Below are 22,328 nucleotides of genomic sequence, written 5' to 3'. Positions count from 1 at the left end.
AACCTGCTTGAAAACTCTTAATATACAGAATTATACACCCGCTGTTGGGGCTCTGTAAATAATAGGCAGAGCTCTTTTTGCCATAGCTTTTGATGAAAATTGAAAGTGGTATGGTTAACAAATTGGTCCGGCGCATTGAGCGGTAATTGGTAATTTATAGATTATGGGTATATCAGGTACAATGTTCCATGACAAGCGATGAAGGAGGAAGACGATGAATCAAGTCCGCAGGAATCATACCAAGAACACCAGGGCCTTTAAGGTGGAGTTTTCCGGGGAAGTGTTTGAGATTGCTCCTGAGCTGCACGTCGGGCTGATCGCCGCTTCCCGAATGGCCAACCTGGAGAAGGACGCAGAAGTTAATGCTCTTCTGGCCCATATGGAACAGGAGGTTCTGAATTCTGGCCTGCAAAAAGATACGGTAAGTGAAATTCCGACGATAGCTGCTTGGCGAAAGGTTTACAGCCAGTTCGGCGTCAAGCCGGCCAGGTATCCGTGTGCAGCGGAATCGTTGATCAAGCGTGTAGTGGAGCATGGTGCATTGGCAAGGATCAATACTTTGGTGAATCTTTGCAATGCGATTTCCTTGAAATGCCGCACTCCCATTGTCTCCTGCGATATTTCGGAGACCCGGGGATTCACGATCAGAAGAGCTGCCGGAGATGAGTTGTTCCTGCCGATCGGAAAAGTGAATGAGTACGAGGTAGCCTCGGCAGGCGAGATCATTTATTCGGATGCTGCCGGGAGAGCGCATTCCCGCCGCTGGAACTGGAGACAGAGCAATCACATTAAAACGACAGCCGAATCTTCCCAAATGCTGTTCACGATTGAAGCGGTCCACAAGGACGCCAAAGCTCTTGTTGAGGCTACTACTCATTTGCTCCATGAGCTGCTGCGGCCGTTCACCGACACAGGGAGTATTGAATGCGCGTTCATTCATAAGGATGCTCCGAGCCATACCTTTCAATTACATTCGGAGGGGGTTATCGCGGATCATGCAGGATACCTTGAAGCTGTTCAAGAAGGGGATTATTGACTCCGCCCCTATCGTTATCGGGTATATTCCGGCTTGTATCACCTTCGGGCTCGTCGGTAAGGCGCTCTCTCTGAGCGACCTCGAAGTGTTCCTGCTGTCCGCAGTGGTTTACGCCGGCGCAAGCCAGTTTATTGCTGCCAATTTATTGGCTCTGGGGACCGCCGCACCCATTGTGTTGCTGCTGACATTTGTTATCAACTTGCGGTATTTGTTCATCGGCATGTCGTTCGCTTCGAAGATGAAACGGGATACACGGGTTCTTCATAAGGGACTGGTCGGATTCGGGCTCACGGAAGAAGTGTACGCGGTAAGCATGATGAAAATCCGCAGCCGTAATGACAGTTCCAGTCACTCTTTGCCTTATGTGCTGGGGATGGAATTTCCGCCATACACTGTAAATCTTATTTCAACCTGTGCCGGGATTATGCTGTCAGGTTATATTCCTGCCGATATTCTGCCGGCGCTTAACACCTCCTTGTACGCATTGCTTATTGCACTCGTGATTCCGCAAATCCGGCGCCACCGCAAGAACTTGGCGATCTGCATTTCGGCGGCAGCCTCCTCCTGGTGCTTACAGCCTTTGCTGGGGACAGCTAGTGTATTAGCGGCTATGGCTATAGGAGCAGCCGTAGGCGCAATGTTTCCCTTCAAAAAAGAGACGGTCAGGAGTGAGGCCATGTGACGATTATCGTGATTTTGGCAATAGGTGCAATGACTTTCCTGCTGCGCTTTACCCCGCTGCTCCTTGTCCGGAAGAACGGGTCGGCGAAGCAGAAGCACGGATTTCTGGAGAATCTGCCGCTGGCGATTCTGAGCGCGATGATTATTCCGGGCATCTTCCAGGTGGATAAAGAGTCGCCGTGGGTCGGGATTGCAGCGGGCGCTGCGGCAATTTTTCTTCTGGTATTCGTCAAAAAAATTCCATTGTTTGGTGTGATTACAGCTTCTGTTGCAGTTGCGGTGGTCGTTGCGTTAGGAGGGGGCCATTAATGGCAATTGAACTGTTAATTACAATTGATAAGAAACGGGAAACTGCGTTATCCAGACAGGTGTACGGACAAATTCTGCAGGCTATTGCCGGCGGATGCCTGAAGAGCGGAGACCGGCTTCCCGCTACGCGGCTGCTGTCCAAGCAGTTACTTGTTTCACGCAGCGTTGTGCTTGAAGCCTATGAGCAGCTGCAGGCAGAGGGGTATCTGGAGATGAGAAAAGGAGCAGGGACGTTCGTTGCCGCTACGGCAGCGGAGGCAGGAACAAGTTCTCCCCCGGTGTCCGGCGATGGCTGCACAGTAGCGACCAAAGCACCTGAATTTATTTCGTTTGATCCGTTATCCTCAGCGGCAGCCTATGATTTCCGCCATGGTGTGCCGGCATGGGATGTATTCCCGATGGACCGCTGGCAGCGGGCATTGAACGAAGCGTGCCGGAGAGCCACACCGGATATGCTTACATATGGACCTGCGGAGGGCTCCTTTGCACTTAGGGATGAAATTGCCCGTCTGGTGCGTTCAACCCGCTCCATTCCGGCGCTTCCTGAACAGATAGTGATCACGACAGGAGCAACACAGGCTTTAGATATTCTGTCCAGGCTCTGTCTGAGCAAGGGAGACCAGGTGTTGGTTGAGGATCCGACTCATCATGTACTGCGCGAAATTTTCAGCTTCTCGGGCGGAGAGATTATCCCGGTCCCGGTGGATCAGGAGGGGATTTGCGTCCGGGACATCGACCGGTGTCTAGCGGCATACAGTCAAGGACCGGAGAGAACCCCGAAGCTGCTGTACGTAACGCCCTCGCATCAATTTCCTATAGGAGTGACCCTGTCGTTTAATCGCCGGATTCAGCTTCTGGAGTGGGCGAGAAGGTCAAACGCGCTCATTATTGAGGACGATTACGACAGCGAATACCGGTACGTCGGGCAAAAGGCATCGGCACTTGCCGGATTGGACACAAGCGGCCGGGTCGTATATGTGGGCAGCTTCAGTAAAATTCTGTTCCCTGCTCTGCGGATCGGATATGCCATTCTTCCTCCTGCCCTGGTCGAGCCTTTTCTCGCGGTCAAAATGATCACGGACCGGATGACTGCGGCCATTGAACAGGAAGCGCTGGCGGATTTCATTCGCTCCGGCCAGTATGCCCGGCATATTGGCCGGATGGGGAAGCTCTATGCCACCCGCAGAGCCTGCCTGGTGGAGGCATTGCAGCGTGAATTCGGCGATCGCGTGCACATCCTGGGAGACGAAGCGGGACTGCACCTGTTAATAGAACTGCAAACGGCGGCAGATGAGCTGGCCTTGGCAGCCGAAGCGCTGCGTTACGGGGCAAGAATATATCCCGCTTCCGGATACTATATCGGGAGCAGGCCGGAATATCCTACCTTCATTCTGGGGTATGCGAACCTGTCGGAGCATCAAATCCGCCTGGGCATCGGTGCGGTGGCGCGGGCCGAACAAGCCCTGTCCAGGAATTGACGGTCCGAGATTGACAGATATTCCGGTGCTGGCTATACTGAGAATGTTAAAATACGAATCGATCAAAACGTTGATGAAATGAAGTACGCCGGAGCATGGCTCCCAGAGAACGGGTTCCTTTACGATTTCGTAATGGCTGCGAGAACCCTGTGCACATACCGGCCGAAAGCTGATTTCGGAGTGCGGGGAAATCCCGCCGGGGGCGCCCGTTAACAGCCGCGACAAGGCGATCGTCTGCAAGCTTCCGGGTTTTGTCCGGCAGAGGCGATAACCAGGGTGGTACCGCGATATCAATCGTCCCTGAATTTATTCAGGGGCGTTTTTTATTTTCTGAAGTAAGTTTGTTAGAAGGTTGTTGGTTCAGGTTTTGTGGCCTGTGGGTCTTTTAGGTTTTGGGGCCCCCGCAAAGTACTTGAATCGGCTTCGGGAAACAACTCCACTTTGTGGGGAAATTAGAGACGGGAGCTGTAAACGATGAAAGCAAGTGAAATCCGTTCCAAATGGCTGCAATTCTTCGAGAGCAAGGGGCATAAGATTGAGCCGAGTGCCTCGCTCGTGCCGCACAACGATCCGTCGCTGCTGTGGATCAATGCCGGGATGGCGCCGCTGAAAGTATATTTTGACGGCCGTGAAGTACCGGAGAATCCGCGGATTGCGAACTCGCAGAAATGTATCCGCACCAACGATATCGAGAATGTCGGCAAGACGCGCCGGCACCATACGTTCTTTGAGATGCTGGGCAATTTCTCCATCGGCGATTACTTCAAGGAGGAAGCGATCACCTGGGCCTGGGAATTCCTGACCGGCAAGGAATGGATCGGCTTCGACGGCAACCTGATTTCCGTTACGGTATATGCCGAAGACGAAGAGGCCTACAAGCTGTGGAATGAGAAAATCGGCCTGCCGCCGGAACGCATCATCAAGCTTGGCGACGAGAATTTCTGGGATATCGGCGAAGGCCCGTGCGGCCCTTGCTCGGAAATCTTCTATGACCGCGGTGAAGCCTACGGCAACGACATGAGCGATCCGGAAATGTATCCGGGCGGCGAGAACGAACGCTGGCTGGAAGTGTGGAACCTCGTGTTCTCGCAGTTCAACCACAACAAGGACGGCAGCTACACGCCGCTTCCGAATAAGAACATCGATACCGGCGCAGGTCTCGAACGGTTGACTTCCATCCTGCAGGATGTGGACTCGAACTTCGACACCGACCTGTTCCAGCCGATGATCCAGAGAACCGCCGCCCTGGCCGGCGTGAAGTACAAAGACAATCTGGAGCAGGATATCGCGCTGAAGGTCATTGCCGACCATATCCGCACCGTGGCCTTTGCGGTAGGTGACGGCGTGCTTCCTTCCAATGAAGGACGCGGTTATATTATCCGCCGCTTGCTCCGCCGCGCTGTTCGATTCGGCAAGACACTCGGCCTGGACCGTCCGTTCCTGTACGAGCTGACCGAGACAGTGGGCGAGGTTATGGGTGTGTACTATCCGACTGTGGTAGAGAACCGGGAATATATCGCCAAAATCATCCGCACGGAAGAGGAGCGTTTCCATGAAACGCTGTCCGACGGACTGGCCATTCTCGGCGAAGTATCCGCCAAGGCCAAAGAAGACGGCATCGATACCATTTCCGGAGCCGACGCCTTCAAGTTGTATGACACTTACGGCTTCCCGTTCGACCTGACCGAGGACTTCGCATCCGAGCAGGGGCTTAAGGTGGACCGCGCGGGCTTCGACGCAGCGATGCAGGAGCAGCGTGACCGCGCCAGAGCAGCGCGCCAGGACAACGCAAGCATGAAGATTCAAGGGGGCGCACTGGCTGATTTAACGGTTAAAAGTGAATTTGTTGGATATAATGATCTGGTAACCGAGTCGAAAATTGCGGCCATCGTAATTGACGGCGAGCTGGCCGATTCCGCCGGCGAAGGCGCTGAATGCCAGGTCATCCTGGAAACAACGCCGTTCTACGCTGAAAGCGGCGGTCAGGTCAGCGATACAGGGGTGCTTACAGGCGGCTCCGTAACGGCCAAGGTAACGGGCCTGTTCAAGGCTCCGCACGGGCAGCCGGTGCATCTGGTAACCGTCGAAGCCGGCGAGCTGCGCGTGGGCGATACGGTCCGCGCCGAAGTGAACCGCGAGATCCGCGAGGATGTCGTGAAGAACCATACGGCAACCCATCTGCTGCATAAAGCGCTGAAGGAAGTACTCGGCGGCCATGTCAACCAGGCCGGCTCGCTCGTGGAAGGTGCACGCCTGCGCTTCGACTTCTCGCATTTCGGCGCCATTACGCCGGAGGAGCTGAGCGATATCGAGCAACGCGTCAATGCCCAGATCTGGCGGGGGCTGGACGTGGTGATCGAGAACAAGCCGATCGACGAAGCCAAGGCTATGGGCGCAATGGCGCTCTTCGGCGAGAAATACGGCAACATCGTACGCGTGGTGCAGGTCGGCGATTACAGCCTTGAGCTGTGCGGCGGCTGCCATGTGGGCAACACCTCGCAGATCGGCATCTTCAAGCTGGTCAGCGAGAGCGGCATCGGCTCCGGCGTGCGCCGGATTGAAGCCGTAACCGGCCGCTTTGCTTACCAGTTCACCGAGAGCCAGCTCGATCTGCTGAAGCAGTCGGCAGGCCTGCTGAAATCTTCACTGAACGATGTGCCGAAGCGCATCGAAGCGCTGCATGCCCAGGTGCGCGAGCTCTCCCGCGAGAACGAGTCGCTCCAGTCGAAGCTGAGCGCAACGTTCGCCGCCGAGCTGACCGGCAGCGTGAAGACGGTAGGCGGCGGCACGCAGCTGCTGGCCGTGCAGGTGCAGGCAGGCAGCATGGATGCGCTCCGCTCCACCGCCGACGAGCTGAAGGCCAAGCTGCCTGAAGCCGTGCTCGTGCTCGGGGCTGCAATGGACGACAAGGTCAACTTTGTCGTAGCGGTGCCGCAGGAGCTGGTGAAGAAGGGCTACCATGCCGGCAAGCTCGTCAAAGAGGTTGCTGCTGTATGCGGCGGCGGCGGCGGCGGACGTCCGGACATGGCGCAGGCAGGCGGCAAGGATGCCTCGAAGCTGGTCGAAGCGCTCGCCAAAGCCGAAGAGCTTGTCGCAGCCTTGGGTTAAGCGGCCGGGGCTGCATCAAACCCCACAATTGAGCAAAAAAGGCTAATGTAGATCTACAAGCGCCCTCGCTTGCAGCGGGCGGCAGCATTTAATAAGTATACAGCGGTACTGAGGGCAACATATCAGTACCGCTGCTTTATTCCGCAGCAAGGCAGAATATGATGCTTTTTTGTGGCCAAGGCAATGTGCAATAGCGCGATAATCCAAAAATATCTATATTTTTGTAGACGAAATGCCAAAAAAAGCGCTATTACCATGGGAGGATTTCCTCGTTGGCCCATGAATATGTTATGATGAGGGCAGCAAGGAGCTTAAGCAGCAACACTTGCGAGACCGCCCCGGCGGGGTGATTTTGCAGAAGGAAGGTGTCACAAATGGACTCCATGGACAAAACGGTCAAATTCAATGTGAAGGGCGATGAACAGGAAGCATCTCCCCAGGAAATTCTGCTTGCCGTGTACGACGCGCTGGTAGAGAAGGAGTATCATCCGATCAATCAGATCGTAGGGTATCTTCTTTCCGGAGATCCGGCCTATATTCCGCGCCACAACAATGCGAGAAGTTTGGTCCGGAGAAAAGAACGTGATGAACTGATTGAGGAATTGGTTCGTTTTTACCTGGCGAATCATCGGGTGGACCATCTGAAATGAAGAAGCTGGGACTGGATTATGGCGACAGGAGAATCGGAGTTGCCGCAAGTGATATTTTCGGTTGGACGGCACAGGCTCTGGAGACCATTGAACGCCGCGGTAACGGCAATGAGTTCGAGCGTATCCGCGAGCTGGTCAAGGAACATGAAATTGGCGAGATCGTGGTGGGTTTGCCGAAGAATATGAACGGCTCTATTGGCCCCCGTGGTGAACTGTGCATGGAATTCGCCGGTCAGCTGCATGAGCAGCTAGATATACCCGTACACCTTTGGGATGAGCGTCTGACGACGGTATCCGCCGAGCGGGTGCTGATTGAAGGGGACGTCAGCCGGAAGAAACGCAAGGGGATTGTGGACAAAATGGCCGCAGCCCTGATTCTGCAAAACTATTTGGATGCTAACAGTAAAAGGTGAGGGGTGCATTGAAATGACTAACGAGCATATTGGCCAAGAAGAACCGGAAATTATCTATATTCCCGATGAGGAAGGTAATGAAGAGGAATTTGAGGTCATCATGAAATTTGAGGTCGATGGCTCAGATGCCAAATATATGATGGTGGTACCTCTTGATGCCGACGAAGAGGACAGCGACGAAGTCTATGCCTTCCGTTATGAGGAAGACGGCGATGATCTGCAGCTCTTCATGATCGACAACGATGAAGAATGGGCTATCGTTGAAGAAACGTTCAATACGTTGGTAGACGAGCTGGACGGGGGATCTGAGAATGACTGATTGGTCCGCCGATAAGGTGGTATGGACCTCCCGCTTGAAGGATATATACGGTGAGACTGTGGAACTGGAAGATGAGCAAGGCCGGTCTTCCGTTTACGATATCGTGGCCGAGTTTGAGGTGGGCACCCGCGCCTATGCGGTGCTGGCCGGAGCCGGGAAGGACGCCGAGCAGGAAATCATGCGGATTGTTGTATCCCCGGACGGGCTGCCGGAGCTGGAGAGCATCGAGGACGACGAGGAATGGGAAGATGTCTCCGAGCTGTACGATGAGCTGACGTTTCCCGAGGGTGATCTGTAACGGCCGCTGGCAAGCCTACACTTGAATCAATCATGGAAAGGGCGGAGAAACAGTTTCCGCTCTTTTTGCTTGAGAAAGAAAAGGGTTAAGAGCAGATTGTAAAATAAATGTTGAATTTGAAACAATACAATTTTATACTTTATAGTCGGAAAGTGAGGAGTCCCATTTGAAACCCTTTGTCCGTACCGTGCTGATTGTTGTCCTTGTGCTGGCCTTAGCCGCAGGGGGCGGGGCATGGTATGTATGGAACGGAATGCAGCCGGTCAAGCCTGCGGGAGCGCCGGTGGAATTCACGGTTGAGAAAGGAATGGGCAGTGCAGAAATTGCCGATTTGCTGGAGGAGCATGGTATAATCCGCAACGCACTGCTGTTTAAGGGATATTTGCGCTGGGTGAATGAAGGCTCCGCCTTTATGGCCGGTACCTATACCGCCAGCCCCGGTGACACCTATGACACGCTGATTGCCAGGCTGAACGCAGGCGATGTTGTCAAGGAGGAGACGGTTGTCTTTACCATTCCGGAGGGCTTCACTGCGCAGCAGGTGGCGGACAAGCTGGCGGAGGCCTGGGGCCAGCCGGCGGACACGTTCCTGAAGCTGATCGATACAGGCACCGGCCTGGAGGCAGTCCAGACGCTGGATGTACCTGAGAATGCGGACGTGCGGCACCGATTGGAAGGTTATTTGTTCCCGGAAACCTATGAGCTGGCTAAAGACAGCACACCGCAGGAGATCATCGCCGCCATGCTGGAGCAGTTCACGAAGAAGCTGGACAGCATCGAAGGCTGGCAGGAGAAGCTTGAGAAGCGGGGGCTAACGCTGCATGAACTTCTGACGGTGGCTTCGCTGGTCGAACGTGAGGTCGTCGTGGACGAAGAACGGCCGCTGGTGGCCGGCGTAATCTACAACCGGCTGGACAAGGGCCAGAATCTGGAGATTGACGCAACAGTGCAGTATTTGCTGGACAAGCAGAAGGAACGGCTGCTGTACAAGGATCTGGAAGCAGAGAGCCCTTATAATACGTACAAGAATCCGGGACTCCCGCCGGGACCGATTGCCAATCCGGGCCTTGCCTCCATTCAGGCGGCGCTTGAGCCGGAGGCTTCCGATTATTATTTCTATGTCACCAAGAAAGACGGCACCCAGGGGCATTTGTTCGGAAAAACGTATGAGGAACATTTAGCCAATATTAAAAAAAGCGAGCAAAATCCTTAGAAAACAAGGTACAATGGGAACTGATGCGCTTTAACTTTATATTTGATACGGCGATACAGCCGTTAACCGGGCCGATAGATTAGGAGGAAACAACATGATGAACAAACCGGAGCTGCTGGCGACGGCAGCGTCGCTGGAAGAAGCTGCTGCGCTGCTGGATGCCGGCGCAGATGCGCTCTTGATCGGAGACGACCGCTTCGGGATGCGCCTGCCGGGGCATTTCACGCTGGAGGACACCGCAGAGGCGGTCCGGCTTGCCCATGGCAGAGGCTGCAAAGTTTATGTGAGCCTTAACGGGTTGATGAGCAACCGGCTGCTGGATGAGCTGCCTGCCTACGTCAAGGCGATTGGCGAGCTTGGTCTCGACGGTGCGGAGTTCGGTGATCCGGCTGTACTGTCCGCTGTGAAGCGGGAGGCACCGGGGCTGAAGCTGTTCTGGAATGCCGAGATGACCTCGACTAATTACGCAACGGCGAATTATTGGGGCCGCAAGGGCGCATCGCGCGTCGTACTGGCGCGTGAGCTGAACATGGATGAAATCACCGAAATGGTGCCTCATCTGGAAGTGGAAGCCCAGGTCCAGGTGCATGGCATGACCAATATTTATCATTCCAAGCGCAAGCTTGTAGCAAGCTATATGGCCCATCAGGGCCGCCAGGTGGAAGGCAGCCTCGGTAAGGAACGCGGCTTGTTCCTGATCGAAGCGGAACGCCAGGAAGAGAAGTTCCCCATCTATGAGGACGTTAACGGTACGCATATTATGAGCTCGGACGACATCTGCATTATGGAGGATCTGCATATCCTGATGGCTGCCGGCGTGCACAGCTTCAAGGTGGAAGGACTGCTGAAGCCGACCGTCTACAACACGGCTGTGGTCAAAGCGTACCGCAAGGCAATTGACGCCTATGCCGCCGATCCCGAAGGCTATGCCTATGAAGAGGAGTGGCTGGACGAGGTCAGAGCGCTGCAGGACCCGGAACGGGAGCTGTCGTTCGGCTTCTTTTATAAGGAACAGGTCTATTAAACACCATGGAGGGGAGAACAGGAATGGAAACGAGAACCATGCCGAAATATAAGGGCAAGCGTTACCGTCTGGATAAACCGGAGCTCCTGGCTCCGGCAGGCAATTTGGAGAAATTGAAATTCGCCGTGCATTACGGGGCGGATGCGGTATATATCGGCGGACAGAAATACGGTCTGCGTTCAGGGGCGGACAACTTCAGCTTCGAGGAAATGCGCGAAGGTGTGGAGTTCGCCAAGAAATACGGCGCCAAGGTCTTTGTTGCGACCAATATTTATGCCCATAATGAAGACATCGCCGGCATTGAGGAGTATCTGCGCAATCTGTATGAGGCCGGCATTGCGGCGGTTATTGTCGCCGATCCGGTAATTGTCGATACGGCCCGCCGTGCAGTGCCGGGGCTGGAGGTGCATCTGAGCACCCAGCAGTCGACGATCAACTGGCAGGCGGTCTCCTTCTGGAAGGAAGAGGGGCTGCCGCGCGTCGTGCTCGGCCGCGAGACCAGTCTCGAGGAGATCGCCGAGATCAAGGCGAATGTCGATATTGAAATCGAAACCTTCATCCACGGGGCGATGTGTTCTTCGTACTCCGGCCGCTGCGTGCTGTCCAACCACTTTACGGACCGCGACTCCAACCGGGGCGGCTGCTGCCAGTCCTGCCGCTGGAAGTACGATCTGTTCGAGGATGCCCGCTGGGTATCCGAGGAGGATCAAGGCGAGGCAGGGCAGACTCCGCAACCGCTGCAGCCGGGTGTTACCCAGCTTCCGCTGCATCAGCCGGAGGATAACCAGTTTACGATGGGCTCCAAGGATCTCTGCATGCTGGAGAGCATCCCGGATCTGATCGAAGCCGGCATTGACAGCTTCAAGATCGAAGGCCGGATGAAGTCGATTCACTATGTAGCCACCGTCGTCAATGCCTACCGCAAGGCGATTGATGCCTACATGGCCGATCCCGAAGGCTACGAACTGAAGCCGGAATGGCTGGAGGAGCTGCAGAAGGCAGCGAACCGACCGCTCAACACCGGATTCTTCTACGACACGCCGGACCATGAAGACCATATTTATGAGCCGGAAGAGAAGGCGGCACCGTATGATTTTGCCGGACTGGTGCTGGAATATGATGCGGACAGCGGCATGGCCGTGATCCAGCAGCGCAATCATTTCAAGCCGGGGCAGGAAGTGGAATTCTTCGGCCCGGACAACACGGTGTTCAAGCAGACCGTCGGCGAACTGTGGGATGAAGAGGGGAATTCACTGGATGCCGCCCGCCATCCGCTGCAGCGGGTACGAATGAAGGTGGACCGGCCGGTCGCCTACTTCGATATGATGCGTAAAAGAAAGTAGCCAAAATTCATGTAAAGCCGTTCCCGAAGGGGGACGGCTCTTTTTGGTGGATTGTGCAATCGTTATCACAGTATGCGCATTACGGGAAAATAGAATGATTCCGGAAAATCATAAAAAAACTTGGGACAATTGCGGCAAAAGACTAAGAAATAAGACCCATTTTGCCGATATAATGATAGTGAACGCTTACATACGACTTCTAATCCTACTGGTAGGTAATTGCAATGGGGGCTCCCGGGCAGGAGAACAGAAGGGTAAATCAGAAAGGGAGAAGGATGCAAGTGAGGAAGAAGAGCGAGAAACCGGCGGATGTACAGAAAAACAAGACTAGCCGTACAGAAGAAACAAAGACAGCAGGACAGGGTAAGGTCTCCAAAACAGCCAGTGGCACAAAGGTGAATTTCACAGGTTTGCTGCAAGGCTCGGTACGTCAGGTGAAACGGGTCAATCCGGTAAAATCGGTTGGCGTCAAGTTGTTTCTGATTTTCTTGTCATCGATTGTGGTTGTTGTATTGCTGCTGGGACTGTTATCGTACAACAAGGCAAAGGACACAATTAAAGATAATGTGTCGGAAGCGAACCGGCAGACGATCATCCAGACTGCGGACAAGCTGGACATTACACTGAAGCAATACGAGAATCTGGCGCTGCAGGTGTACTTCGACGCCCAGATGCAGACGAATCTGACGAACCTGGAAGGCGCGGTCTCCAGCTATGAGCAGTTCACGGCGACAAGCGAAATCAGCAAGAAGCTGGTCAGCCAAACGACGACCGATTCGAACATTGTAGCGATTTCGCTCATTCCGCTTCTGGAAGGACAGAATGTGATTACTAGCGGCAGTTCAACGCTTAGTATGGATGATATAAGAAGCAAGGATTGGTTCAAGACGGTGGTTGCCAACGCCCAGTCTTATGAGCCGTACTATACCGCCGAAGCCACAAGCGCCCAGAACTATTGGTTCTCGACAGCCGTGGAAGGCGACGGCGGCAGGAATGTGGCCATGGTCAGAGTGCTCAAGGGGATGGGCAGCGGCCAGGGGTACGCCATTATGCTCGAGCTGAAGAACACATTGCTGGAGGAATCGTTCAAGAATGTATCGCTTGGCGACGGCTCCCGCGTTCAACTGGTCGATCCGCAGGGTATTGTGGTGGCTTCATCCGTACCGGAGGAGGATGGCCTCGTATCAGAGCTGACCTTCATCCAGGAATCGAAGCAGAGCAATGACAACAAGGAAGCGGACGGTATGCTGGCCGTATTCCATCCGATGGAGAAGGCGGACTGGAAGCTGAGCGGCGTGGTGCCGACCGGTGTGCTGGTAGAACCGGCGGAACCGATTCTGATTACGACCTATTGGGCTGCAGCTATAGCTGCGGTGCTCGCATTGCTGCTGGGCCTATGGATGGTCCAGATGATTGCCCGCCCGCTGGCCCGCCTGAAGGATCTGATGAACCAGGGAGCCAAAGGCGACCTGAGCGTGCGTACGGAGTATGTGTCGCGCGACGAAATCGGGCAATTGTCCGCTTCGTTCAACACGATGATGGGGAAGATCACCGATCTGGTTGCACAGACGACGGATACGGCGCGCGAAGTGCTGGAGACGGCCGGAGAACTCGGCGACGCCTCCCGCAAGACGGCAATTTCCGCGAAGGAAATCGCAGCCGCGACGGAAGAGATCGCCGGCGGCGCCGGAAGCCTGGCGCAGGAAGCGGAACGCGGCAATGAGCTGACCGAGCTGTTCGGCACGCAGATGCAGAGCGTTATCGCCGCCAACAGCGAGATGGATCACGCAGCGCGCAGTGTGGGTGAAGCCTCCGGCCAAGGCGCGAAGCGCCTGGAAGAGCTGCTGGAGCAGACGGGCCGGACCGGCGAGATGACTTCGGCGCTGGTAGACCGGGTCAACAACCTGAAGGAAACCGTATATTCGGTCATCAAAGTGCTGGATGTCATGAAGAACATCACACAGCAGACGAATATTCTATCGCTCAACGCTACGATTGAAGCGGCCAGAGCGGGCGAAGCGGGACGCGGCTTCATGGTCGTCGCCGGCGAAGTGCGGCAACTGGCTGACCAGTCCAAGCAGTCCATTGCCCTGGTAGCCGGCATTATCGACAAGATCGTCTCCGAAATGAATGAGACTGTAGATGTGCTCTCCCAGGTGGCTCCGCTCTTCAAGGAGCAGATGGGCGCCGTGAAGAGCACCAGCGATATTTTCCTCTCCGTGCAGGGGCAGATGACGGATTTCATCACCAGCCTGGAGACGGTGACGGAGGCCATTGGCAGCCTGGGTCATTCCCAGAGTGTGCTGTCCGAAGCGATGAGCAATGTCAGCGCAGTGGCCCAGCAGTCGTCGGCGACCTCCGAGGAAGTCGCTTCGCTCAGCAGCGAGCAGCAGAATGTCAGCGACCAGCTGGTGGCACTTTCCGGCAAGCTGGAGGGCGCATCGACCTCGCTCAAGAACAAGCTGTCCTTATTTACGATTAAGTAGCGTAAATCCATCTGAAATGCAGACCGCTTCTTTCCACCGTGGAAGAGGCGGTCATTTTTTTAAACAATACTTCTCTGCCATGCCGTCTTGTTAGTACGGCGTAACCATTCTGCTTGTATGAGCCGAATACGCTGGAATTATCTTGTGAAACTGTAGACTAACACGTATAATATTTTTGTTAGGGTATTTTGTTATAATCATCTGAAATGTTAGCTAAACTGTGTTGAAGGAGCAGGACCGAATGAAGGGGAAATTGAGGCAACGCTGGTGGTCCTATATCGGAGATATGAGCATGGAACGCAAGCTGTTCCTCGTCTTCCTCGTGATCATTACGCTTCCGCTCTCTTTTATCAGCGTCATCAGCTTCAAGAGCTATTCTAAGTCGATTCAGGCCAATACGGTGGCCTATTCGGAGAAGCTCATCGGCCAGATGATGGACGGCATTGACGACTACATCGAGGACATGAAGCGGATTTCATCCATGCCGGCTTATGTAAACGATATCAAACAGAATCTGATCCGCTCCAACCGCTATTATGAACAGAAGCAGAGCATGGCCGGCGCCGATGGCAGCGCCCTGCTCGCTCCCGGTGATTTCGATTTGCTTCTCTCCATTCAGCGCGGCATTGAAGGAAACATCTCTTTCATCAACAACATTAAGCGCGGGGCCAATTCAGTGTATATTTTTGACGCCTACGGCAACGGCTATTATTCCGCCAAAGACGGCGCCGTGCGGCTGGACCTGAAGCAAAGCTATGAGTTCTGGAGCGAGCAGGCCAAGAACTCCAGCGGGGAAGCGCTGCTGTTCGGTACCCAGGCGTACACCAGTAATCTGCAAAGTACGCGCTATGCGTTCACTGTGGTCCGGAGAATTGTCGACGGCCTGTGGAATCCGATTGGCCTGATCGCGGTGGAGACGAATATCAGCATGCTGGAGAACCAGGTTGCCGAGCTGGATGCCGTTACCCACGGCAAATCGCTGATTGTGGATGAATACGGCAAGGTCATTTACGACAGCGAGGAGAAGCTGCTCGCCACGGATATCTCGAACACGATGCTGTACCGCAACAGCAAAGGGGCGGCGGGGAGCTTCTATGATACGGTGTCCAGCAAGGAACGGCTGAACATTTATTCGAGCTCGGGCAAGACGAACTGGAAGGTGATTATCTCCATTCCAGTCGCCGAGCTGACCCGGGATGCCCTCGTCACGCGGAATGCCACCTTTGCCGCAACGCTTGTGATTATTGTTCTGGCACTGATTATTTCGCTGATTCTGTCCTTTGCGCTGACCAAGCCGCTGACGCGGATGATTCAGCTGATGAAGAAGGTGCAGGGCGGCGATCTGGATGTGACCTTCCGGGTGAAGCGGCGTGACGAAATTGGCCTGCTGGGCCACCAGTTCAACCGGATGCTGGTCCGGATCAAGGACCTCATTCAGGATATTTACCGGATTGAGCAGCAGAAGAAGGAAGCGGAGCTGCAGGCGCTGCAGAGCCAGATCAATCCCCATTTCATCTACAACACGCTGGAATCGATCCGGATGACCGCAGAGATCAACGATGATGTGGAAGCCGCTGATATGATCTCCATCCTGGGCAAGCTGCTGCGTTACAGCACAAGTGATCTGAGCGGCATTACGACGCTGAGACAGGAGCTGCTGTATGTACGCAATTATGTCGAGCTGCTGAATTGCCGCTATCCGGGCCGCTTTATTCTGGATATCTCCGTACCTGCGGCGCTGGACAATTATTCTCTGATCAAGCTGGTATTCCAGCCGATCATTGAGAATGCCGCCTATCACGGGCTGGATGACAGCAAGCCGCATATGCATCTCAGCATCACCTGCGAGGTCACTCCCCAGAAGCTGCTGTTCCATATCCGCGATGATGGCATCGGTATGGATCAGGCTACACTGGAGCGGCTAAACGACCGTCTGAAGCGGGAGGAGCCTCCGCGCAAGAGCATTAACGGTGGCATCGGTATGAAAAATGTACATGAGCGGCTTCAGCTTCATTATGGAACAGCCTACGGCATCGAGGTGGATAGCTGTCCGGGCGCCGGTACGGATGTTGTACTGTCCTTGCCGCTGCCGGAGCGCCAGAATACGGACAGAAAGATCATATGAAGGGAGCATCCGCATGAAGAGCGAGAAGCCAAGGTCATCCCCGCTTCTGGCGGTAGCGCTGCTTCTCCTGCTGACGGCCGGCTGTGAGAGGGCTGGCGCAGGCGTGCAGAAGGAGCCGGCTGCCGAACCGGGGCAGCAAGCGCAGTTGTCCGGGACCATCGTCATGCTGACGAACCGGGTGGACCTGGTGGAGAATGGAACGCTGGAGACTTACGCGGAGCAGTTCAATCAGAAATATCCCGGGGCACATGTCGAATTCGAGGGCCTGCCCAATTACGCCACGGATATCCTGGTACGCTTATCGACCAGGGATGCCGGCGATGTGCTGCTGCTGCCGGTCAATTTGCCGGCCAAGGAGCTGGGCCTGTTCTTTGAGCCGCTGGATGAAGCGATGGCACGGGATGAACGCTTCGTCACTTTCTCCACCTATGAAGGCAAGCGGTACGGCTTATCCACAGGCTCAACGACCAGCGGGATTATCTATAACAAGCGTGCTTTTGAACAGGCGGGCATCACGGAAATTCCGCAGACGCTGGATGCCTTCTATGCAGTCTGCGCGAAGCTGAAGGCGGCGGGAATCACTCCGCTGTACATGAATTACGGGGCCGTCTGGCCGCTGCGCGAATTCGGCCATAATCTGCTCAACTATATGACGGGCGATCCGGATTACCTGAATAATATGGTGAACCAGGACGCTCCCTGGCAGCTCGGCAATGAATGGGGACAATCCCTGGAGATCGCCCGGACGATGATCAATCAGGGATATGTGGAGGAGCAGCTGTTCTCGAACAACTGGGAGATTTCCAAGACCAAGCTGGCTACGGGAGAAGCCGGCATGTATCTGCTGGGCAACTGGACGATCCGGCAGGTGCTGGATGCGGGGGCCGAATCCGAGGATATCGGATTCTTCCCCTTTCCGTATGACAACGGCGCCTCCCATTATGCACCGCTTAATCCCGACTGGTTCATGGGCGTCAGCAAGTTCAGCAAGAACAAGGAGCTGGCAAAGGCGTGGGTCGAGTTCTTTGTGAAAGAGACGGATTACACGCAGGAGTGGGGATTCCTGCCGGCAGACGGCTCGCAGGAGCTTGGGATGCCGCAATATCAGGAGTTCCTGTCTTATCAGCCTACGCTGGTTGAGGCTACTGTCCAGAGTGATGCGTTTATCGACATGGCCAACCGGGCCAAGCTGTCGTTCTGGTCGGGCGATTATATGCAGGAGCTGATCGCAGCGCCGGATTTGCAGCAATCCTTCGACGAGCTCAATGCCAAGTGGAAGGAAGCGCGTGCGGGACAGGTAGCTTCCCCTGCAGCCGGATACTGATAATAATGATGGCAGCAAGTAACACTACATATGAAACCTCTAGGGGGCGTATTTATGGCTAAGAAAGTGACTATGCAAAAAATTGCCGACCATCTCGGCGTCTCCAAGTTCGTTGTCTCCAAAGCGCTCTCCGGCAAAGGCGGCGTCAATGAAACGACGCGGGAGAGAGTCATTCAGGCGGCTTCGCAGCTCGGTTATTTCACCCAGAAGAATGCTTATGTACAGAATATCAAGCGTACGGCCCAGCCCGGAGCCGGGGACCGGAATAAGCAATCCGTGCTGGTGCTGATGCCGAATATCCGCTCGCAGACCCAGGATTCACTCTACTGGGGCAAAATCGTCGACGGCATTGCGCTGGCACTTGACCAGGAGGGGCTCGGCATGGTCATCGTCTCCGAGCACCGGGCCGATAATTTCGTCAATATTCTCAATCCAAGCGGGCTGCTGGGCCTGATCGGAGTCGGGGTGATCTCCACCTCTCTGCTGCTGGAGGTCCACCGGATTGGCCTGCCGATGGTGCTGATTGATTACGAGGACCCGCTGATTCCAAGCGATACGGTCTTTGCCAACAATACCGACTCTATGTTCCGGCTCACCAATCATCTGATGGGCAACGGTCACAATCAGCTGCATTTTGTGGGGAACATCCGCTATGCCCGCAGCTTCCGGGACCGCTGGCTCGGCTTCCGCAGTGCGCTGGAAGAGAGTGAGCTGAAGACGCAGCCCGGCAATGACGAGCTGCTGATGCAGGATGGCATGGAGGACGGAACCTTCCGCGATGCCTTCAGAAGCTGGGTGGTCAAGCGGCGGAAAGCCAAGACGCTGCCCACCGCGATGGTCTGTGCCAATGACAACATCGCTCTGGAAGTCAGTGAGGTGCTGACCGAAGAAGGGGTGAAGGTACCGGAGGATGTCTCGGTCACGGGATTCGACAATATTGAGCTTGCCAGCCGAGGCCTTCCGCCGCTGACCACCATCCATGTGCCCAAGGAGGCAATGGGCCGCGCGGCCGTGGAGAAGCTGCTGAACCGCATTCAGCATCCGTCCGAGCCCCAGGAGAAGATTCTGATCTCGGCGGACATCGTTCACCGTGATTCTGTGGCGGGTCCGCGGGGCTGAGGTCACCGCTGATCCCGGCTTATATACTGATATTCATACAGTGAGCGACGTTGCTGCTGCCTATGGCCGCAGCGGCAGCACGCTGCCGGGTGCACCAGCAGGAGATTAGCAGAGGCCGGGCATTTGATGTACATATTAGTATTATTGGAGGATACAGATGACCTTTGAGTATGGCAAGCTTACATATTTAGAAATCCAAGCAATGATTGAGGAGGGGTACATGGCGGTTCTTCCTACTGGATGTACTGAACAACAAGGTCCTCACACAAGCGTTGATTTTGACACCTGGCTTGCCTCTGAATTATCAATCTCAGCCGCAGAAAGAGCGTATGAGAAGTATGGAGCCAGATATCTGGTCGTTCCCACGTTACCGTTTGGTCCAACGCCAGAACATAGAAATTACGGATATGGCTATATAGATAATCCGCAGGACTTATATGAAGGTCTGATTTATTCTGTACTGAAGTCACTTGCTGAGCAGGGATTCAAGAAAATTGTGATTTTCCGCGGTTGCGGAGGTCATCATTTAGACAAGGCAGCAGAGAGATTCAATAGCGATTTCAAGGGGCTTTCAGTCGCTTATATTCCGCATTATCCATTTTACGATGTGTGGTGCAAATATGGAGCCCCTGAGTTACCTGGAGGACATGCCGATAGCTTTACTACTTCGCTCGGATTGTTCAAGCGGAAAGAAGCTGTAAGGAACGACAAAATATTCAATCCACACAATGCAGAGCCGGACTGGGATGATCCCAATCTTGATTTCTCTAAATATTCTAAGACGGGTGTTATCGGTGACTCCACGCAGGCGACGGAGGAATTGGGAGAGAGGCTCTGGGATGGTGCGGTGGACGCAGTAGCCGATATTTTTAAGGATATAGCGTTCACTTAGTGTCAGTAAAACAACATAGCTCAATGGGCCGCTGGTAAGGGAGCGGTCTTTTTTTGCCCCATAAAGCAACGGACCTGCCGGGACGGCCCACTACAATCGGGGATCGAAAAGAGAGTGAATGACACTTATAGTTTAAGATTTGCTTAATCATTATCGCAGCATTCCTCAAACATAATGCTGGGGGATAGGAGTATCTGCAGATTTCCCAGGTTGATGACAAGCATTTGCTGCACGGAGTACAGGTGTCCATAATTTTGTGTGGCTGCCTACGAATTGCTCGATCATGCACCGCTAGAACAATCCAGGCTCATCCAGGAGGCTACTGGAGGCTGCTGCTTTAATTAATGGGGCTTCGTCACTGGGTAACTGGAAACCAGCCTCGTTCTGGATGCATTGAAGGATACTTATGTTGCTAAACGGCCAGGAGAAGGGCTCCTGCACCACTCCGACCGGGGCTCTCAATACACTTCTAAAGACTATGCCGACCAGGTAGAGCAGTACCATATGAAGTCCAGCATGAACCGCAAAGGGAACTGCTACGATAACGCCTACATTGAATCTTAGCACAGTATTTTAAAGAAGGAGCTCATTTACTGTAACCCTCGGTTTAAAACGCGGGAGCAAGCTTACGATGCGATCTTTCAGTACATTGAGTTATATTACAACCGCAAACGGATGCACAGTGCGCTAGGGTATCTTTCCCCTGCACGTTTTGCTGAGCAATTTAAAAGAAAAGCAGTAGCTTAACCGTCTACTTTCTTGACAGAGGTCCATAAAAAGTGTATTTGGTACTTGAAATTGACATCGCATCGTATACTTAACCTCAAGAAATTCGATAACACAGGCGAAGACATGGAAGACCTCATTTCCATCGGCACCATCGGCCTGATCAAGGCCATTGAGAGTTACCGTCCGAATAAAGGCACCAAGCTGGCCACATTCGCCGCCGATGTATTGAGAACGAAATCCTGATGCACTTGCGCAGCCTGAAAAAGACTCGTAAAGACGTATCGCTCCACGATCCAATCGGAACAGACAAGGAAGGTAATGAAATCACGCTTATTGATATCCTCGGCTCCGAGACAGACGATGTCATTAAAGAGGTCGATCTGAAGATCGAGAAGAGCAAGATTTACCGCAACCTGGACATCCTCGATGACCGGGAAAAAGAGGTCGTGATCGGCCGCTTTGGCCTGGATACCGGCGGGGAGGAGCGGACGCAGCGGGAGATGGCGAGGGAGCTAGGGATCTCGCGGAGCTACGTGTCGCGGATTGAGAAAAGGGCGCTGATGAAGCTGTATCATGAGTTTTATAAGGCGAAGCGGTAAAAAATGATAAGGATGACCTGCCGAGGGGCGGGTTTTTTTATTACCTTAGGCAATAAATAGGGTGAAATAAATGCAATTATATCCATGATTCGACAATATGTCTTAATATTGTTGTGGTACTATATTACTGATTTGTAAGTAAAAAGACCGAGGGATAATAAGACGGACGAAAAGTACTTAGCCTTGCGTTTACATCAGGATTTGCAAGAACTCGAAGCTTATCAGGCAAAAAGAATAAATCTAGAAAAGGATGATGCTGCAAACTTTATTAAAGTAGTTATTTTCGGTTTGGGCGATGTGAAAAATGTAATATTCAAGATTTTTATTATTTGGAGGGGACCCTATTTTTGAGAAAAAAAATAATTGAACGCTTTGTTATTGCGGTACTAATTTTGGGATTACTTGTTTGGCTAGGACCCTTTATGGTACTAGGTCTAAATCAACTGTTTGATCAATTAACCTATAGCGAAAAAAAGGTGATATCGTCGGTAGAACGTGTTCTTAGTGAGAAGTATGGTGAAGCGTTTGCCGTCGATAAGAATACTGTCGATTATAATAATCCTTCTAAAAGAGTTAATCTCAGGGCTCATCCTGTAGACTCACCGGAAAGTTCTATTTTGGTGGAAGTCTACCTTTCCTCAAAAGTTATGGAGTTTAATGATAACTATTTGATAAATGAAGCGTTAAACAAAGCTATGAATAATCGTCTAGATGAGATGCATTTTTATTTTGAAGGTAGTTATGATGATTTCGGTACTGAGACTGAGGAAACAATGAAAAAATACAATTTGCGGGAGCTAAACGAACGAAATAGCATAGAATACCTGCAAAAGAGCGACATTAAAATTATTGTTTTTACGGATATGGATAATAAAAACGAACAAGGTATAATTTTTTCACAGCAATTATATGAAGCGATTCGTTATTTAGATGATTTAGGTGTAGAGATAGGAAGTCTCCGTTTAGAGTTCCCGGCAGAAACTAATTCACAACGAAAGCTTACTCTTAAAGATCTTGTCCAGGCCAGAAAGCAAAATCCAAAATGGGATAGTTATCTCGGAAATTCGGTTACTGGTTGCTTTATCTTTCCTGAAATAGTAGGTACTTTACAAGATATGGTCAGTGAAATAGAAGATTGCGACAAATAAGTTTGACATAATGAAATAATTATTAGGGGGACTT

Annotated in this window: 20 protein-coding genes and 1 pseudogene; all 21 read left to right on the top strand. The window is 53.2% G+C overall.

Going from position 1 to position 22,328, the window contains the following annotated elements; genetic code table 11:
* The first annotated feature begins 214 nt into the window (after nt 1–214).
* The 21 genes and pseudogenes from F1379_RS23615 to F1379_RS23515 all read left to right on the top strand — a co-directional run bounded on the left by F1379_RS23615 (nt 215) and on the right by F1379_RS23515 (nt 22,294).
* The gene (locus tag F1379_RS23615; RefSeq protein ID WP_150274622.1) at nt 215–1,036 is read left to right on the top strand and encodes a B3/B4 domain-containing protein; all 822 of its coding nucleotides are present in this window, start codon (nt 215–217) and stop codon (nt 1,034–1,036) included.
* Complete coding sequence (locus F1379_RS23610; RefSeq protein ID WP_162551267.1) at nt 996–1,718, top strand: AzlC family ABC transporter permease; 723 nt, start codon at nt 996–998, stop codon at nt 1,716–1,718. The genes F1379_RS23615 and F1379_RS23610 overlap by 41 nt, the downstream gene beginning before the upstream one ends.
* The gene (locus F1379_RS23605; protein WP_150274618.1) at nt 1,715–2,026 is read left to right on the top strand and encodes an AzlD domain-containing protein; all 312 of its coding nucleotides are present in this window, start codon (nt 1,715–1,717) and stop codon (nt 2,024–2,026) included. Before F1379_RS23610 ends, F1379_RS23605 begins: the two co-directional genes overlap by 4 nt.
* Nucleotides 2,026–3,504: a MocR-like pyridoxine biosynthesis transcription factor PdxR gene (gene pdxR, locus F1379_RS23600; protein WP_150274616.1), complete on the top strand. Its 1,479-nt coding sequence runs from the start codon at nt 2,026–2,028 to the stop codon at nt 3,502–3,504. Before F1379_RS23605 ends, pdxR begins: the two co-directional genes overlap by 1 nt.
* Nucleotides 3,505–3,978: 474 nt before the next feature.
* Entirely contained in the window at nt 3,979–6,612 is a 2,634-nt protein-coding gene (alaS, locus tag F1379_RS23595; protein WP_150274614.1) for an alanine--tRNA ligase, read from the top strand.
* Between the two features lie 374 nt (nt 6,613–6,986).
* Nucleotides 6,987–7,262 (top strand): IreB family regulatory phosphoprotein, encoded by a 276-nt coding sequence (locus F1379_RS23590; RefSeq protein ID WP_150274612.1) that lies wholly within the window; start codon nt 6,987–6,989, stop codon nt 7,260–7,262.
* Complete coding sequence (gene ruvX / locus F1379_RS23585) at nt 7,259–7,675, top strand: Holliday junction resolvase RuvX (RefSeq protein ID WP_150274609.1); 417 nt, start codon at nt 7,259–7,261, stop codon at nt 7,673–7,675. The genes F1379_RS23590 and ruvX overlap by 4 nt, the downstream gene beginning before the upstream one ends.
* Nucleotides 7,676–7,688: 13 nt before the next feature.
* Nucleotides 7,689–7,994, top strand: a complete 306-nt coding sequence (locus F1379_RS23580) for a DUF1292 domain-containing protein (protein ID WP_150274607.1) — start codon at nt 7,689–7,691, stop codon at nt 7,992–7,994.
* On the top strand, nt 7,987–8,292 hold the full coding sequence (locus tag F1379_RS23575) for a DUF1292 domain-containing protein (protein ID WP_150274605.1): 306 nt from the start codon (nt 7,987–7,989) through the stop codon (nt 8,290–8,292). Before F1379_RS23580 ends, F1379_RS23575 begins: the two co-directional genes overlap by 8 nt.
* 166 nt (nt 8,293–8,458) lie before the next feature.
* Complete coding sequence (gene mltG / locus F1379_RS23570) at nt 8,459–9,505, top strand: endolytic transglycosylase MltG (protein ID WP_239004783.1); 1,047 nt, start codon at nt 8,459–8,461, stop codon at nt 9,503–9,505.
* Between the two features lie 94 nt (nt 9,506–9,599).
* Complete coding sequence (locus F1379_RS23565) at nt 9,600–10,529, top strand: peptidase U32 family protein (RefSeq protein WP_150274603.1); 930 nt, start codon at nt 9,600–9,602, stop codon at nt 10,527–10,529.
* 23 nt (nt 10,530–10,552) lie between these two features.
* Entirely contained in the window at nt 10,553–11,872 is a 1,320-nt protein-coding gene (locus F1379_RS23560; RefSeq protein WP_150274600.1) for a peptidase U32 family protein, read from the top strand.
* 275 nt (nt 11,873–12,147) lie between these two features.
* Nucleotides 12,148–14,358: a methyl-accepting chemotaxis protein gene (locus F1379_RS23555; protein WP_420850525.1), complete on the top strand. Its 2,211-nt coding sequence runs from the start codon at nt 12,148–12,150 to the stop codon at nt 14,356–14,358.
* A gap of 241 nt (nt 14,359–14,599) precedes the next feature.
* A complete protein-coding gene (locus F1379_RS23550; protein ID WP_150274596.1) occupies nt 14,600–16,483 on the top strand; it encodes a sensor histidine kinase in 1,884 nt (627 codons plus the stop codon).
* A 13-nt stretch (nt 16,484–16,496) separates the two neighbouring features.
* Nucleotides 16,497–17,807, top strand: a complete 1,311-nt coding sequence (locus tag F1379_RS23545; protein WP_150274594.1) for an ABC transporter substrate-binding protein — start codon at nt 16,497–16,499, stop codon at nt 17,805–17,807.
* 54 nt (nt 17,808–17,861) lie between these two features.
* Entirely contained in the window at nt 17,862–18,926 is a 1,065-nt protein-coding gene (locus tag F1379_RS23540; RefSeq protein WP_150274591.1) for a LacI family DNA-binding transcriptional regulator, read from the top strand.
* Nucleotides 18,927–19,083: 157 nt separating this feature from the next.
* Nucleotides 19,084–19,818, top strand: a complete 735-nt coding sequence (locus tag F1379_RS23535; protein WP_150274589.1) for a creatininase family protein — start codon at nt 19,084–19,086, stop codon at nt 19,816–19,818.
* A 366-nt stretch (nt 19,819–20,184) separates the two neighbouring features.
* Nucleotides 20,185–20,382, top strand: coding sequence for a DDE-type integrase/transposase/recombinase (locus F1379_RS30745; RefSeq protein ID WP_150274717.1), 198 nt, complete (start codon nt 20,185–20,187; stop codon nt 20,380–20,382).
* A gap of 6 nt (nt 20,383–20,388) precedes the next feature.
* Complete coding sequence (locus tag F1379_RS30740; protein WP_150274715.1) at nt 20,389–20,565, top strand: IS3 family transposase; 177 nt, start codon at nt 20,389–20,391, stop codon at nt 20,563–20,565.
* Nucleotides 20,566–20,643: 78 nt separating this feature from the next.
* A pseudogene (gene sigK, locus F1379_RS23520) lies at nt 20,644–21,146 on the top strand (RNA polymerase sporulation sigma factor SigK); the annotation flags it as partial.
* Nucleotides 21,147–21,493: 347 nt separating this feature from the next.
* The gene (locus F1379_RS23515; protein ID WP_150274587.1) at nt 21,494–22,294 is read left to right on the top strand and encodes a hypothetical protein; all 801 of its coding nucleotides are present in this window, start codon (nt 21,494–21,496) and stop codon (nt 22,292–22,294) included.
* Nucleotides 22,295–22,328: the final 34 nt, after the last annotated feature.

It is taken from the genome of Paenibacillus tepidiphilus (genome assembly GCF_008635795.1).
GTDB classification, from domain to species: Bacteria; Bacillota; Bacilli; order Paenibacillales; family Paenibacillaceae; genus Paenibacillus_AQ; species Paenibacillus_AQ tepidiphilus.
The sequence above is the reverse complement of the archived record's forward strand: the minus strand, read 5'-3'. Positions and strand labels throughout refer to the sequence as shown.

Coding starts and splice junctions, on each gene's coding strand:
- F1379_RS23565 (WP_150274603.1), top strand. CDS start 9,600: ATGATGAACAAACCGGAGCTGCTGGCGACGGCAGCGTCGCTGGAAGAA.
- F1379_RS23535 (WP_150274589.1), top strand. CDS start 19,084: ATGACCTTTGAGTATGGCAAGCTTACATATTTAGAAATCCAAGCAATG.
- F1379_RS23610 (WP_162551267.1), top strand. CDS start 996: ATGCAGGATACCTTGAAGCTGTTCAAGAAGGGGATTATTGACTCCGCC.
- F1379_RS23590 (WP_150274612.1), top strand. CDS start 6,987: ATGGACTCCATGGACAAAACGGTCAAATTCAATGTGAAGGGCGATGAA.
- F1379_RS23560 (WP_150274600.1), top strand. CDS start 10,553: ATGGAAACGAGAACCATGCCGAAATATAAGGGCAAGCGTTACCGTCTG.
- ruvX (WP_150274609.1), top strand. CDS start 7,259: ATGAAGAAGCTGGGACTGGATTATGGCGACAGGAGAATCGGAGTTGCC.
- F1379_RS23580 (WP_150274607.1), top strand. CDS start 7,689: ATGACTAACGAGCATATTGGCCAAGAAGAACCGGAAATTATCTATATT.
- F1379_RS23555 (WP_420850525.1), top strand. CDS start 12,148: ATGCAAGTGAGGAAGAAGAGCGAGAAACCGGCGGATGTACAGAAAAAC.
- F1379_RS23540 (WP_150274591.1), top strand. CDS start 17,862: ATGGCTAAGAAAGTGACTATGCAAAAAATTGCCGACCATCTCGGCGTC.
- F1379_RS23550 (WP_150274596.1), top strand. CDS start 14,600: ATGAAGGGGAAATTGAGGCAACGCTGGTGGTCCTATATCGGAGATATG.
- F1379_RS23575 (WP_150274605.1), top strand. CDS start 7,987: ATGACTGATTGGTCCGCCGATAAGGTGGTATGGACCTCCCGCTTGAAG.
- F1379_RS23545 (WP_150274594.1), top strand. CDS start 16,497: ATGAAGAGCGAGAAGCCAAGGTCATCCCCGCTTCTGGCGGTAGCGCTG.
- pdxR (WP_150274616.1), top strand. CDS start 2,026: ATGGCAATTGAACTGTTAATTACAATTGATAAGAAACGGGAAACTGCG.
- F1379_RS23615 (WP_150274622.1), top strand. CDS start 215: ATGAATCAAGTCCGCAGGAATCATACCAAGAACACCAGGGCCTTTAAG.
- alaS (WP_150274614.1), top strand. CDS start 3,979: ATGAAAGCAAGTGAAATCCGTTCCAAATGGCTGCAATTCTTCGAGAGC.